Source organism: Mucilaginibacter sabulilitoris, from assembly GCF_034262375.1.
GTDB lineage: Bacteria > Bacteroidota > Bacteroidia > Sphingobacteriales > Sphingobacteriaceae > Mucilaginibacter > Mucilaginibacter sabulilitoris.
Genome location: NZ_CP139558.1, coordinates 1,959,424 through 1,975,717 on the forward strand (window position 1 = coordinate 1,959,424; position 16,294 = coordinate 1,975,717).

The 16,294-nt window shown below is 43.2% G+C and carries 9 protein-coding genes; 8 read left to right on the forward strand and 1 reads right to left on the reverse strand.

The window, feature by feature from the left end:
• The first annotated feature begins 111 nt into the window (after window positions 1-111).
• Window positions 112-1,374, forward strand: coding sequence for a C40 family peptidase (locus SNE25_RS08375; RefSeq protein WP_321564644.1), 1,263 nt, complete (start codon window positions 112-114; stop codon window positions 1,372-1,374).
• A gap of 139 nt (window positions 1,375-1,513) precedes the next feature.
• Here SNE25_RS08375 and SNE25_RS08380 read toward each other — a convergent pair whose 3' ends face one another.
• The gene (locus tag SNE25_RS08380; RefSeq protein WP_321564645.1) at window positions 1,514-2,536 is read right to left on the reverse strand and encodes a LacI family DNA-binding transcriptional regulator; all 1,023 of its coding nucleotides are present in this window, start codon (window positions 2,534-2,536) and stop codon (window positions 1,514-1,516) included.
• A 293-nt stretch (window positions 2,537-2,829) separates the two neighbouring features.
• On the opposite strand from SNE25_RS08380, the gene SNE25_RS08385 reads away from it, so the two are divergent.
• From SNE25_RS08385 to SNE25_RS08415, 7 genes are all read left to right on the forward strand, one after another.
• Window positions 2,830-6,024, forward strand: a complete 3,195-nt coding sequence (locus SNE25_RS08385; protein ID WP_321564646.1) for a SusC/RagA family TonB-linked outer membrane protein — start codon at window positions 2,830-2,832, stop codon at window positions 6,022-6,024.
• A 21-nt stretch (window positions 6,025-6,045) separates the two neighbouring features.
• Complete coding sequence (locus SNE25_RS08390; protein ID WP_321564647.1) at window positions 6,046-7,704, forward strand: RagB/SusD family nutrient uptake outer membrane protein; 1,659 nt, start codon at window positions 6,046-6,048, stop codon at window positions 7,702-7,704.
• 66 nt (window positions 7,705-7,770) lie between these two features.
• Window positions 7,771-10,209 carry a beta-galactosidase gene (locus SNE25_RS08395; RefSeq protein WP_321564648.1) on the forward strand — a complete coding sequence of 813 codons (2,439 nt, stop codon included), beginning with the start codon at window positions 7,771-7,773 and terminating at the stop codon, window positions 10,207-10,209.
• Window positions 10,210-10,260: 51 nt separating this feature from the next.
• Window positions 10,261-12,792 (forward strand): carbohydrate binding domain-containing protein, encoded by a 2,532-nt coding sequence (locus tag SNE25_RS08400; protein WP_321564649.1) that lies wholly within the window; start codon window positions 10,261-10,263, stop codon window positions 12,790-12,792.
• Window positions 12,793-12,811: 19 nt separating this feature from the next.
• Complete coding sequence (locus tag SNE25_RS08405; protein ID WP_321564650.1) at window positions 12,812-13,783, forward strand: hypothetical protein; 972 nt, start codon at window positions 12,812-12,814, stop codon at window positions 13,781-13,783.
• 43 nt (window positions 13,784-13,826) lie between these two features.
• The gene (locus tag SNE25_RS08410) at window positions 13,827-14,999 is read left to right on the forward strand and encodes a glycoside hydrolase family 88 protein (protein ID WP_321564651.1); all 1,173 of its coding nucleotides are present in this window, start codon (window positions 13,827-13,829) and stop codon (window positions 14,997-14,999) included.
• An 18-nt stretch (window positions 15,000-15,017) separates the two neighbouring features.
• Window positions 15,018-16,289 (forward strand): DUF2264 domain-containing protein, encoded by a 1,272-nt coding sequence (locus tag SNE25_RS08415; protein ID WP_321564652.1) that lies wholly within the window; start codon window positions 15,018-15,020, stop codon window positions 16,287-16,289.
• Window positions 16,290-16,294: the final 5 nt, after the last annotated feature.

Genomic DNA, 16,294 nt, shown 5'->3' on the forward strand with positions numbered 1-16,294 from the left:
AAGCAATCATCCTGATCATACACCTTGCGATTAAAATAAACTATTCCGGTAAAATTATTTTACCGGAATAGTTTATGGCTCTAAAATTTCAATAATGAAATCAATAAAAACATGTTGAACGCTAAACGACGGTTTCTCAAATGGCCTGCACAAAAAACCACCATAGTTTTGTTATTGTTAAAAGTTTCTTTTAGCGTTCAGGCCACACCTACGGATAGTTTAACAGTACAACGCGCACAGCAAATTATATACGCGGTTAAGCAAAAGTTCGCGCCTGATAAACGGACAGAAGTTGCCAATATACAACTTATCAGCACCTCGCCTTTAATTTTTGGTGTGGAAACAACAAAACCATCTTTAATTAATGAAATCAGGACAGCCCTGGCAGATTCATCCGTTAATGCCGAAATAAAGGCGGATACCTTGCCGGACAAAGCTTTACATGGGAAAATTTATGGTCTCGCTAATCTGTCCGTTACCAATAACAGGGCAATGCCCGCAAATGCAGCCGAAATGGTGACGCAAATGCTGTTGGGAACCCCCGTTACTGTAATTAAAAAGCAGCGGGGTTACTACCTTGTCCGCACACCTGACGGCTACCTTTCATGGGTTGAAGGCAGCGGCGTGGCGCCAATGGATAAGGTTGCTTTTGAAACCTGGCAAAAGTCTCTCAAGATTATATATACAGCTCAGTATGGGCATGCGTTTGAACAACCAACCAGAGTGGCTTTACCGGTTTCTGATTTGGTGTCCGGCGACATTTTACAAGTAATTGACCAGCAAAAAGGCTTTTATAAGGTGATTTTTCCGGATCAACGGGAGGGTTTTGTCCTTAAAAAGGAAACCGAGAACTTTAATAAGTGGCTGCAGATGCCCAATCCTAATGCCGACCAAATACTGACCGCAGCTAAAACCCTGATCGGTGTCCCGTACTTATGGGGAGGTACCTCCATTAAAGGTGTTGATTGCAGTGGCTTTACCAAATCATGCTATTTTTTAAACGGGATTATTATTCCGCGTGATGCATCGCAGCAGGCTTTGGCAGGCGAAGAGGTTGATATTTATGACGCAGATACCGTGAGTATGGACAAGTGTTTGAAAAATTTAAAGCCCGGCGATCTGCTTTTCTTTTCATCGGGTATGAGCCAGGGTAAACAAGCCAAAATTACGCATACCGCAATTTACATGGATAATGGTCAATTTATACAATCGGCTGGGTTTGTTAAAATAAGCAGCCTTGTGCCGCAAGCTGCCAATAACGATGTGCACAGCCTGAAACGACTGGTAAAAGCCCGCAGAATGCTAACCACTATCGGGAAAGCAGATATATTCAGAGTAAGCAACAATAGCTATTATAATGTTTGTAAAAATTAATGAATTAAAGGCCACAATTTATTGGTCTCGAAAGGCCACTGACCGTTAGGTGACCGCGGCGGCAAAAGCGAAATTAAAAGTTTTAAAAGACGCCGGTATCGCATCTAAGCACCACAAATTGACTTGCACATACTTTTTATTATGATATTAACGTGCTGTTCCTGATGATCAATTCTGTTTTCAATACGTGGGTTACCGCCTTCCAGTCTTTCACGTCTCTTTTGATTTGGTCTATAAGTAGCTCTATTGCTTTGATACCAATTTTTTGAACAGGCTGGGACATGGTAGTCAGTGAGGGTTCAATTAATGAAGAAATGTAATCGTTACTAAATCCGGCAACAGCAATATCCTGTGGTATACGCAGGCCGGCTTTCTTAATAACTTGTATAGCCTCAATTGCAGTCGGATCATTTATTGCAAAAATAGCATTGGGTGGATTTTCTAAATTAAGCAGATGGTTAACATAAATGCTCACTTTGGGTATACTGAGATCATATGGAATGATCCATTGCTCGTTAATTGCGACCTGGTGTTTTTTTAACGCATCCAGATAACCACTTAGTCTTTTTACACTCATGGATAAAGAATCAGGCCCCGCAAGATGCGCAATCTTGTTTTTACCGATTGACAGCAGATGTTCTACTACTTTAAACGCACCATCATAATCATCCACTACAACTTTGGGCACTTTCATTTCATCGCACACTCTATTGAAAAAGACAATGGGGATACCTTTACGCTGGAAAACTTTGAAATGATCATAGTTTCTGGTTTCTTTAGTCATTGAGATCATGATACCGTCAACCTGATTTGCAAGCATGACCCGTGTATTAGCCACTTCTGTTTCGTAACTCTCGTTTGACTGACTGATGATGATATTGTATCCTGCGGCAGTTGCGGCGGTTTGAGCACCAATAATGATCTCGGGAAAGTAGGAACTCGTGAATTCAGGTACAATAACGCCCAATGTGCTGCTTTTTCTCGTGATGAGACTGATCGCATGCATATTGCGCTGATAGTCCATCTTCTCTGCGAGTTCCAGTACAGCCATACGTGTTGTGTGCTTGACATTAGGGTGCCCGATCAGTGCCCGTGATACCGTGCTTTTTGAGATCTTCAGTTCATGGGCTATATCAATAATGGTAGTTTGATGGCTTTTCACATTTATTGGTTTTATTCAAAGTTATGCTTTTTTTGAAAGCTGGGAACATTCCCATAAATTGGGAACGTTCCCAATTTATATATATGAGGTTCTGAGGCCGGGACCAAACCACAAAATATATTTTTGAACTGCCAATGAGCGCTAAACATCAATCTTTTCTGCGACATGAAGGTTGGTGGAATTGCGACAATTGATTCGGAACTGAACCGCTTCAACGCCTAATTAATGATAATACAACCAATTATTAACCTAAAACGTACGGTACACGATGTAAACCTTTATCAGAAAAAATTATGAGAAAAAAATTTTTACAATTAATTATAACCTTGTTTTTATTTGGAAATGCCTTTGCTAAAGATGGGGAAGCAGCCGAGACAACAAATAATAGAGAGGTTGAGACAAAAAATCTTATCAATACACCAGGCAATGTTTTTAAAGCATTCACGGATATCAATTTAACAACAAACGAGCTGAAGATATCCGGAAAGGTGACCGATGAAAAAGGCATACCGCTTCCTGGTGTTAACGTGAAGTTAAAGGGGACGGCCATCGGAGCAACAACAAATGCCGAAGGTATGTATACCTTAACGGTATCTGGACCAGATGCAGTTTTAGTATTCAGCTTCGTGGGATTTGAAACCCAGGAAAAATATGTCGGCAATACGGCCGCTATCAACGTAATTTTAAAAGAAACCAGCAATGGCTTAAATGAGGTTGTCGTTGTGGGTTACGGCACACAAAAACGGACAGACCTGGTAGGCGCGGTTTCAACGATAAGCGGCAAGGTGCTGGAAAGCAGACCACTAACCAACCCACTGGCGGGTTTGCAGGGGACCGCACCAGGACTGGTGATCACGCGAACCTCCGGACAGCCCGGTAAGGAAGGGTATTCGGCACAAATACGCGGTGCATCATCTGTGAACGGATCAAGCGTGCTGATATTGGTAGATGGGGTGGAGCAAACTTCTATTGCCAGCCTAAACCCAAGTGACATCGCGTCTGTTTCGGTTTTAAAGGATGCTTCTGCTGCTGCCATTTACGGTGCGCGCGCAGCGGGAGGGGTAATGCTCGTCACCACCAAAAAAGGAAAGGCCGGCAAAACAACCATTAGTTACAGCGGCATGTACACCCTTAACAAGCCATATAACATGCCTAAGCGCCTCCATTCTTATGAAGAAGCTCAAATGAGAAATGAGGCTAATGCCAATGCGTCAGCGAGTCCGGCTTATACTGACCAGCAAATAGAATGGCTGAAAGACCCCGGTGTGGAATACATGGTTAATGCCGCAACAGGGCAGTATGACTGGTATTATGATTTCAATCAGATCCCTTTCATGACCCGTTCGCTCACGGCTCAGCAAAACCATACGATAGCTGTAAACGGAGGAGATGAAAAAACGCAGTACCTGTTCTCGGGCGGATGGCTTAATCAGAATGGTTTATTTAAAGTTGGTCCCGATGGTACTGACCGTTATAATGCCCGCATCAACATAACTACAAATTTCAACAAATGGCTGAGCCTGGATGCCAGAGTGGGATATGTGCAGCGATCTACTTTATCACCGTCTATGGATGTGGGCGGAGGCAGCGGAATCCTATATAATCTGTACGAAATACGCAGTAATTATCCTATATTCTTTCCGGGGTCTGGTGATACCAAGTATGCTGATGGCGGATCACTTGCCTATCCCAATTTAAAGGACGGCGGCGCTACTAACGAAAGAACCGATGCCTTTAACGGGGTATTCACTTTACAAGCAAAAGACCTGGTTAAGGGCTTGCAGTTAAAAGCTATCTATGCACCATATCTGGATAATTATAACTATAACAGGACACTGCGAACAGTACCTTTATATCAGGTATCGGGCCTTACGACCAATCTTAACCCAACTAATGCGTATTATGTAACTAAGCAAGAAACCTATAGGAGTAATTATCAATTCCTTACCGATTATGACCTGACCATTGCAAATGATCATCATTTCCACGCCCTGGCAGGTTATCAGTTTGAAAATTACAGAATGACCAATGTGGCGGCATCAGCCAGAAATTTGTCATCAAATGACTTGTTTACACTGAATATCGGAGATCCCACCCAATATATCGCCAATGACCAGATTGATACATGGGCTACGCAATCTGTTTTCGGCAGGTTGAGTTATAACTATCGCGAAAAGTATTTTCTGGAAGGTACCGCGCGTAATGATGGCAGCTCGAGACTGGCTCCAGGTTACCGGTATAAATTTTTTCCTTCCCTGTCTGCCGGATGGCGGGTTGCCCAGGAACCCTGGTTTAAAAGAGCCGTGCCTTTTATCAACGAGTTTAAAATCAGAGGGTCCATCGGTAACCTGGGGAACTCGGATTTGAGCAATTTTGGTTATTATGATTATATCGCACTGATTTCACGTTCTACGGCTTATCCATTTAATAACCAGGTTAACTATGGTTATTACAATGCAACACTAGCCTCGCCCTATAAAACATGGGAAAAAATTAACACCAAAGATATCGGTCTGGATATGGCTTTTCTGTCTGACCGCCTAAATATATCCGGCGATTATTACGTCAAACGCAACAGCAATATGCTAGTCCAGGTGAAAACGACGGCCATGATCGGCATCGGTACCTCGCAGTACAATTATGCTGACCTGAAAAACTCGGGTTGGGAGCTCAGAGTTGGCTGGAAGGACCGTATCGGTACGAACTTCAGCTATTGGTTAAACGGCAATCTTTCCAATAACAAAAATGTCGTTACCGCCTACCAGGGCCGCTCCGTGATAGCCGAAGGAGTAAATTCAGTCGTGGAGGGCCTGCCTTTAAATACCATTTGGGGGTATAAAGCCACGGGGCTGTATTCCAATGCTGAAGAAGTGGCTGCGGGACCTTTTGTAAGTAATACCACAGGGCCGGGAGATATCAAATATGCCGATATCAATGGCGATGGCAAGATAAATGCAGGTAAAGGTACCAAGGAAGATCATGGTGATTTGGTTAACCTGGGCAGCACCACCCCGCGTTATACCTATGGATTTGATTTTGGGTTTTCCTTTAAAGGATTCGATTTCAGCGCCTTCTTTCAAGGTGTAGCGAAACGAGAGATGCTCATTAACTCGGCATTTATGCTGCCCTTTGTACAAAGTTGGCGCCAGCCAAATCAGGAACAAACTGATTACTGGACACCTACCCATATGGATGCCCGCTTCCCGCGACTGTATTCGGGCGGAAGTTCCAATACGCTCACTTCTTCCTGGTGGGTTCAAAACGCGGCTTACCTGCGGCTTAAGAATCTGCAGATCGGATACAATCTTCCGTCGAAATGGATACGTAAAGCAGGCCTGCAAGGTGTTCGGATCTATTTTTCCGGGCAGGACCTATGGGAAAACAGCAAAATGTGGCTCAAATATTATGACCCTGAAGAGCCTACCAATGCTTCTACCTCTTACCCTTTTTTCAGGTCCTACGCCATTGGTCTTAACGTGACATTATAAATCATACTTAAAACAAAATATATGATTGCTTTATATACCTTCTTAAAACGGGCAGCATTAAGCGCCCTGCTACTATCAGCACTCACCATAGGGATGGGGTGCAATAAAAAACTGGATCTGAGCCCGGAAACAGCACTTTCTGACGCTTCGTTCTGGAAAACACCCGCCGATTTGCTCAGTGCCTGTACTACATTATATAACTCGCTGCCGGGTATGGCTGCCAACTACCAGGACAACTATTCCGATATTTCCTTTGGTGCGGCCGCCAATACCGTGAGCGACGGTTCCCGCATAGCCCCTGCGACGGCTGCTGAGTGGGCCGATAATTATACCTTGATCAGAAGGAGCAATACCATACTTGAAAAATCTGCGGGTGTAAAAGGCGATGAGGTATTGATCAAAAAGGCTAAGGGTGAAGCCAGCTTTTTCCGGGCCTGGGCATATTTTGAGTTGGTAAAAAGATACGGCGATGTGCCGCTTATCCTCAGAACCTTCGATATACAGGATACACTTGCAACGGCCCACCGGACGCCGAGGGCCCAGGTGATTAAAGCCATTTACAGCGACCTGGACTTCGCAGCTGCTAATTGCCCTGATGCAGCCGCGCAACCGGCGGCCGAATACGGTCGCATTACTGCCGGTGCCGCACTGGCTTTTAAGTCGAGGGTCGCGCTGTTTGAGGGGACGCGGGAGAAGTTTTTTAATTATGGCACACCTACCTCCGATCTTACCATTGCAATTGATGCAGCCGGTAAAGTTATGGCTAATGCCAGATATGGGCTTTATCAGAATGCCTCAAAACCCGACAGCAGCTATTTTTACCTCTTTCAGCTAACAGCCGACGGCGCTGCAAATAAGGAGAATATCCTGGTGAGGTTATACGGACAAGACATGACCAACAGTATCTCCTACACGAATGTTTCCCGCGATCTGGAGCAGGCTTTAATTTCACCAACCCGCACTATGCTTGATTTGTACCTGTATAAAGACGGCTTGCCGATTGGTAAATCCCTTTTGCAACAGGAGCAGACCAACACGACATCTGAATTTGCGAACCGTGATCCACGTGCAGGTATAACCGTATTTAATAGAAGTCTTTGGTATATCTCGGGCAGGTATGTGCCTAATTTTGATTTTACCAAGACTGGCTATAAACTGGCTAAATGGTTTAAAGGAACTGATTGGAACAACAAACGCAGCTTCACTGATTTTGCCATTATCAGGTATGCGGAAGTTTTATTGAATTATGCCGAGGCCCGATATGAGTTAAATGGCTCCATAACCGATGATGATCTTAATCTTACCATCAATAGGATCAGAGCACGTAACGGCGCCGGCGCCATAGCCCCGCTTACCAATGTGTTTGTTAACTCAAACGGGCTTAATATGCGTGATGAGATCAGAAGGGAACGCAGTGTAGAACTGGCATTTGAGGGCTTTCGGTACTGGGACCTTTTAAGATGGAAAACAGCAGAGGTACAATTACCTGCGCAAGTATTGGGTATCAAATACTTCCCGGCAGAAATGAAGATTACTTCACCTTCATTAACAACAGATGGTTACCTGATTACGCAGCCTGCAGCCAAGCGGGCTTTTAATCCAGCTAAAGATTATTTATGGCCTATACCGACGTCGGAGTTGGGTTACAACCCTAATATGGTGCAAAATCCCGGATGGTAAATTATTGGACTTTATAAATTTTGCGGTTTGAGCATCAAAAAGAAAATATTCCTAAACCTTATCATTTTGATAAATACTTCCTTTTTAATGAAGGCTGTAGCTCAATCACCATATCTTATAAAAATAACCGAACAAGCTGTGATGCCTAAGGCCGGATTTTTAGAAATGGGGACTAATAAAGCCGCTAACGGAGATGTGCTTACTTACAATAGCAATTATCTCATCAAGAATAACCAGCCTTGGTACCCGGTGATGGGTGAAATGCATTTTGCCAGGTGCGCGGCCAAAGACTGGGAGGCGTCTATATTAAAAATGAAAAGTTGTGGTATCCATATCATATCCACCTATATCTTCTGGAACTATACTGAAGAAAAGGAGGGCGTTTTTAACTGGTCGGGCAACAATGACCTGAGCGCCTTTTTAGCGCTTTGTAAAAAGCACAATATGTATGTGTGGCTGCGCCCAGGGCCCTGGGTGCATGCGGAGTTACGTAATGGTGGATTTCCCGACTGGCTTTTGAAGAAAAAGATCGGATTGCGTAAAAACGATAGTGCTTACATCGCTTGTGTTAATCGTTTTTTTAAGCAGATAGCCCTGCAGTGCAGCGGTTACTGGTTTAAACGAAACGGAACAATCATAGGCGTTCAGATAGAGAATGAACTTGACTTTCGAAACCAGGAAGCATTTAAACACATGCTGATCTTAAAAAAACTGGCTATCGCGGCAGGCATGGATGTACCTTATTATTCGGCTTTTGGGCAGGGGCCTGATAATCAGACCGCTTTTATGTACATGATGGGCAGCTACCCGGACAGTCCATGGAGCCAGAACACAAAAAAGCTGATCAAACCTGTTTTTTTTATCAAGCCGCTGGAAGCAGACCGGGACATCGGGTCAGATCTTATAGGTAAGGTGGATGGAAAAGTACGGAATACCTACCCCAGACTGAGCGCTGAAATAGGAGGAGGGATGCAGGTAACCTATCACCGCCGCGTGGTGGTAAGTGCCGCTGATATTGCTGCCAACTCATTAACAAAAATTGCTGGTGGGCTCAACGGCATGGGATATTATATGTTCGCGGGCGGACTCAATCCAACGGGCGCAACCTCCATGCAGGAGTCAAGAAGTACTGATTATCCTAACGATGTACCCCTGATTAATTATGACTTTCAGGCACCCATTGGCAGCATGGGTATTCTTAACGACACTTATGATGAGCTGAGATTGCAGCACATGTTTATAAGCGATTTTGGTTCGACACTGGTCACAATGCCCACCTACTTTCCAGAGGGAAGGAAAAACCTGAGCATTTCAACAGATACCGTACAAAGCTCTGCAAGGGTAACCAACAATAGTGGGTTTATATTTCTTTCCAACTATCAGCGGCATGTAAACATGCCTGCAGTCGAAAACTTTAATATGGGGATCGAAGTGGAGCATCATATCAGTTATGTGCCCGAAAAATCGACGACATTTAAAGCAAATAGCTATGCTATATGGCCGTATAATTTAAAAATAGGAAACGCTGTGCTGCATTATGCCACTGCTCAGCCTTTATGCGTATTACATAATAACGGGCATTTAACTTATGTGTTCTTCAGCGAAGATCGTACGGAATTTGCATTTACCCGGGGCTCTGTGAAAAATATTGAACATGTTAATAATGGGATAAATCAAGAGGACAAGGTGTTTTGCCCAGGTAATGACCTTTCATTTTTTGATGTAACAGACGACGAGGGCACCGCTGCCAGGATTATCCTGCTAAGCAAATCCCAGGCGCTGCAATCCTACAAGGTAAAACTTAAACATAAGGAAGTACTGGTGATCAGTAACGGTAATGTGATTACAGATAATAACACGCTGAGTGTCGAAAAAACGGGCAGTGATATGTTGCAAATAAGAACATTCCCCAGTATCGGCCTCCAATCCAAATCTAAGTTATTCACCATAACGAAGGGCACAGACCGCATATTTTCTCACTATCGGCTGACTCCTGTGAAAACAGTAACCGGCAATGTATCCGTGTCGGAAAATAAAACTCTCTATGATACAATCGGAGCCTCGCTCTATAGGGATTCCTTGATACGGCAATACGCACGGCATAAAACTTTTAAGAAAACGCAGCCCGGGCCTTTATATCAATTACGCTTTCATGATTTGCCCGGGCAAAAGAGATATGATATGCAATTTAACGTGAACTATACAGACTTAGTAAGAGACTGGGAGGCGACAATCGCGTACGATGCTGATGTTATGGCCTTGTACAAGGAAAACCGGCTGGTGTATGACCAGTTTAACTACAATGATACCTGCAAAATGAGGTTGAGCCGTTTTACGCAGAAAAAAGCCGGAAAATTACAGGCTCAGCTGCTCCCGAGCCCTGATGGCGCTGATGTGTACGTAGAGGATCAAACGAAAGACGCGCAGGATAAGTTGTGGCAAATGCCTTTGTTAAAAAAGGTAACGCTTAAACCAGTTTACACCTATCAATTATTAATTAAATAATGATCTATAAATGATTGCAGTGACTTTTTATTTAACCTAAATATTATCACAATGAGGAAATTAACAATTTGTTTCGCTTTTATTTTGTCAATGATCGGCATTGTAAATGCCCAGTCTGTAGTTAATCCCGGTTTTGAAACAGGCGCTTTGTCGCCCTGGACGATATGGCAGCCTGCGGGTGGCGGTTTACCACAGCTCATTACAACTAATGTACACACGGGAACCTACGCTGCCCAGGTGGGTACTGGGCGTTGCAGCCTGGAACAGATTGTCACGGGACTAAAACCATGGACACAGTACACCTTGACAGCCTGGGTAAAAGTTTTGAACGTTGGCGACACGGTTACTGTTGGTGTTAAGCTTTTTAGGGGTACTACAGTTGTTGAAGCAAGGCCGTCAAGCACCAGTTATACCAAGTATACATTATCATTTATAACCGGCGGCAGCAATACGAAGGCAACCATTTATTTTTTTAATACAAAAGCTACAGGAACGGCATTTGGTGATGATTTTGAAATCACGGAGAATACGCCGCCTGCGAGAAGCAATTACTATATCGATAATATAAGTGGCAATGATAGCAATACAGGAAAAAGCCCCGTGCTGGCCTGGAAAACAATAACCAAAGTAAACGGCAAGATCTTTTCTCCGGGAGATAGCATATTATTCAAAAATGATGGTACCTGGACCGGTACTTTACATCCACAGGGGGAAGGTGCAACAGGAAAACCTATCGTTATCAGTAATTATGGTAGCGGGGCTGCAAAGCCGCTCTTTAACGGAAACGGCGCTGTAAGGACGGTATATCTAAGCAACCAGCAGTATTTTGAAATTACAAATCTGGAAGTAACGAATAGTGTGAACCCCGGTAGCTCAAAACGTGGTATCGAGGTTGAAAATATTAATCGCGGAAAATTAACACATATCAAAATTTTTAATAATAATGTACATGATGTTTTGGGGGATAATAACAGGGGCCAGGATGGCAGTATTGGCATCATGGTCGTGGTGAGAAAAGGAAGCTCAGGTTTTGTGCCATCCTGGTTTGATACCGTAGCCATTGAAAACAACATTGTTAAAAAAGTAAACCGGACAGCCATTGGTAGCAGCTCTGATTGGCGTTGCCAGGCACAATGGGGCTGTACAACCAACAGTGGTTATTACCCTACTACCAACATGGTGATCAGAAATAATTATGTGGAGGATGCAGGAGGTGACGGGATTGTGCCAATGGTTTGTTATGCAACATTGGTTGAACATAATATCGTGAACGGCGCAAACAAAAACTCAGGGACGGCAAATGCCGGTATGTGGTGCTATTCAGGCAATAAGAACCTCTTTCAATACAATGAAGCGTACAACGTGAAAACGGCCATAGATGGCGAAGGATACGATGTTGATTTCGCCCAGGACAGTACCATATTTCAATACAATTACAGTCATGATAATGATGGCGGGTTTATGTTATTGTGCACCAACATAGCGGGGGCTAATACCAATGCAACCGTACGGTATAATATAAGCCAGAATGACAAATACCGGATCATGATATTAAACGGTAATGTCCAAAATGCGAGGATCTATAACAACACCATGTACCTGCCTACGGGCTCTACTTCCCGGCCCATTGTGATTGACAACTGGGGAGGTGAGTTTCCGAAGGATATCTATATCCAGAATAATATTTTTCAGTTAACGGACGCTAACCAGTGGGTGGCTATGGATTCCATAAGCGGCACCAAAGTATTTGACTATAATATTATCTACGGTGTTCATACAACCGGTGAACCCACCGGCCCTCATAATATTTTTACTGACCCCTTATTAACCGCTCCCGGAACGGGAACAACAGGCGGTATGGTGAGCGGCACGTTAACGTTTGGAAATGTGGATGGATACAAATTACAGGCCGGTTCGCCGGCAATTGGCGCCGGTACAATAATCAGCGGAAACGGCGGTATGGATTACTGGGGGAATGCAGTTGGCACGAGCAGTGCGCCCAATATCGGGGCTTATAATGGGACGCCTGTCTCTCCGCAACTTCGGAAAAATAGCTTTAGAGGCGAGCCTGCATCCAAAAAAGTTCAACTAAACTGGCTTACAGATCATGAAGAGCAGATTTCACATTTTATTTTGGAGCGAAGCATTGATGGCTCGGTCTTTAAAGAACTGACAATGATCCCTGCAAAAGCACGCGCTTTTGATTACGAAAGTCTAGATTATAATCCAGTTGAAGGCAAGGTTTACTATAGACTAAATACTATTAGCAAAGAAAATAAAACGATTTATAGCGAAACGATCCCTGTTAATTATAAAAGCCAGCAATCGGGCTTGCTGTGTTTTCCTAATCCTATAAAAACAGGCCAGCAATTAAGTATATCCTACATATCGACGATATCCGGACCTGCAACTGTATACATCAGAAGCATAATGGGAAACAACATATACCAAAGTAAACTCAATGTTTCAAAAGGGAAAAACGATTCGCAAATTATATTGCCAAACATTCGCTCCGGTAATTATTTGGTACAGATAAGCAATGGAACGGATAAAATTATTGGAAAAGTAAATATAGTTGAATAGGCCCATATACAACATAAATATGAGAGATGTGATAAAGTATTTTCAACTGAGGAGCATTTTGTTGGTGATTTTTTCGCTGCCCTTTTTCAATAACCAGGCAACTGCTGCTGCCGTAGATGAACCTGGAAATATAGTGGCGAGAATAAATGGGGAACCTATTTATGAAGAGGAGTATGAATTTATAAAGCAAGGGTTGAGATCCGACTGCATAACATATTTCGTGAACAAATACGGAACATATGATAGAACAGATTTTTGGGAACATTCATTTAAAGGCGAAATACCAAGGCTCTGGTTAAAAGAGAAAATATTAGAGAAATGTAAGGATCAGAAAGCCCGCCTGAGCGTGATGAATCAGTATGGAATTTTAATAGGTTTTAATTATGAGGTATTTACGGCCAAGTGGAGACAGGAAAATATCGCTCGCGAAAGCGAGGTAAAAAAAGGAGGACTGGTTTATGGCACAATTGATTTTGATCAGCAAACTTATTATTCCTATATCATCAGCAAATCGATATTGGATACCGAGCGCGAAATTGTCAGAAGATCCAATTTTTCTGAAAAGCAATGGAGTGAGTATTATGAAACCATAAAAACAAAGAAGTTCAGAAAATTACCATCCAAAGAAATTGTACTGTACAGGAGAAGTAATGGGATGACTGATTCGTTAAACGTAAAGTTTGAAGCCTCTGGCAGCAAGACGGACGAATTGGAATGGGGTGAGATTTATTCCAGGGCTTTATCGCTTAACAAGGTAGGGCAGTTTAGTGACCGGTTCTGTGATGTTAACAGAAATGACTGCATCATCAAATGTATTTCGATTACAGATAATGGTTTTTTCCCATATCAGGAAGTGATAGACAATGTAAAAATGCTTTATGCAGAAGAGATCATTCACAATTTATCAAAAAGGATGAAAGAACAATGTACTGTTGAGGTTTATGATGAAAACGATAAGCTGAACCTGGTATCAACACATAAACAGCTATGAAAAAATGAGATTTTGTAACACGGTTAAATATATGCTTGGTATAATGGTCTTGAACATTGTTCCACTATTATTATATGCACAACAGGATACTGCTCAGGTAAAAATGAGGGAATTGATAGCCAATAATTTTTTGTTTGCTACGCGGCAATATAAGTTATTGATACGCAACGTGCCTCCCGAAGTTATGCCAAAAACCTATGATGTGCAGAAAAACAAGGTGATTGCAAGTGATATCAAATGGTGGTGTAGTGGTTTTTATCCGGGCACTCTACTGTATCTGTATGAATATTCCAGGGATACGGCTATCATGACCGAAGCTGTTAAACGGTTATCCATACTGGAAAAAGAGAAAACATATACCGGCAATCACGATCTGGGTTTTATGATGTACTGCAGCTTTGGCAATGCTTACCGCCTTACGGGCAATGCTTTGTATAAAGCGGTAATTATGACATCTGCCGGTTCGTTGGCTACCAGGTACCGCCCCTCAGTTAAGGCCATTCAGTCGTGGGATGCCTCCACCAATTTTAAATGCCCTGTGATTATTGATAACATGATGAACCTGGAATTGCTGGAATGGGCAGGCCATAACGGGGGCGATAAACGTTTTGAAGAGATAGCTGCCAACCATGCGAATACCACGCTCCGCAACCACTTCAGACCCAATTACAGTTGTTATCATGTTGTTGACTATGATCCGGCATCCGGGCAGGTAATCAAAAAAAGAACATGGCAGGGATATTCGGATTCATCGTCATGGAGCAGGGGACAAAGCTGGGCATTATATGGATATACTATGATGTACCGCTTCACCAAAAATAAAACCTACCTGCAGCAGGCAAAACAGGTAGCTGATTTTATTTTAAATAACCGCAATATGCCCGCAGATAAGGTGCCCGCGTGGGATTTTGATGCCCCCGATCAGCCTGAACAACCTAAAGATGCCTCAGCCGCCGCAATAATGGCTTCTGCGCTATTAGAACTTGGACAATATACCTACGGAAAAGAGAAGACCCGATACATCAATGTGGCGGAGAAAATGCTCCGCTCATTATCATCTTCAAAATACCGCGCGGCCTATGGCAGTAACGGAGGTTTTTTACTGATGCACAGCACAGGTGCATTGCCTTTTAAAAGTGAAGTAGATGTTCCGTTAACCTATGCTGATTATTACTTTCTGGAAGCCTTGCTTCGTTATCAAAAATGGTACTTATAATTTAATTCCAGTTCATAAATGAACCAATTGAAAAGAAACTTTTGCATTACGATTATATTCTTCACTATAGGAATTGGCTGGAGCGGTACTTTACTGGCTCAAACCAATAATACTGATATTTTTAAGCCGGTTAACCCAACCGGTTTAATGGACCGGCAATACCTGGTTAAATTACTGTATAAAATAGCATATCCGGTTATTCATAACCTGGCCAATAGTACCCTGAAAAAAAATATGCCTCTGGAAATATCGCAAGCCTATAACCTAAAGGCTGCAGAGGTGAGTTATTTAGAAGCAGTAGGCCGCACCGCGGCGGGTGTTGCACCTTGGCTGGCATTGCCTGATGATGGCACAGAGGAGGGAATACTCAGAAGCGGGTTACGTGCCGAGTTATTGAAAGGGTTCAAAAATGCCGTTGATCCTCAAAATGCCGATTATCTTAATTTCAGAAAAGGCAACCAGGCCATAGTTGATGCGGCGTACATGGCCCAGGCATTTCTACGCGCGCCCAAAGCGTTATGGGAACCTTTGGACAGTATAACCAAAAAACGTTTTATTAATGAATTCAAATCGCTGCGTACGCGTACGGGCGCCTATAATAACTGGCTGCTTTTTGCCGGTATTACCGAAGGTTTTCTGTTAAGCATAGGGGAGCAATATGACCCGGCAAGGTTAAATATTGCCTTATATAAAATGAAAGAATGGTATGTTGGGGATGGCTGGTACAGCGACGGGGAAAAATTCAGTATGGATTATTATAACGCTTATGTGATCCATCCGATGTTAGTGGATCTGTTGAGTATTACCAATGCCAGAAGGTTAACAAAAGAAAGTGAGTACGACCAGGCATTAAAAAGGATGGTGCGTTATGCCGAATTTTCTGAGCGGATCATATCCCCCGATGGGTACTATCCGCCAATCGGCCGTTCTGTGACCTATCGTACAGCAGCTTTTCAGGCGCTGGCACAAACTGCACTGATCCATGCATTACCGAAAGATATATCACCTGCCCAGGTGCGTTGTGCCCTCACCAAAGTAACGGATAGGCTATTCAGCGGTAAGCAAAATTTTGATGCCCGCGGCTGGTTGGTACTGGGTTTTAACGGGTCTCAGCGCATGGCGGCTGATGTATATACCTCTACCGGCAGTTTATACATGGCCAGCTTAAGTTTTATCACCCTTGGTTTACCCGCATCAGATCATTTCTGGACAGATCCGCCCACGCCATGGACGGCTGTTAAAGCCTGGAGCGGCATACCTTTGAAAAAAGATTATAAAGTAGAATATTAATCAGG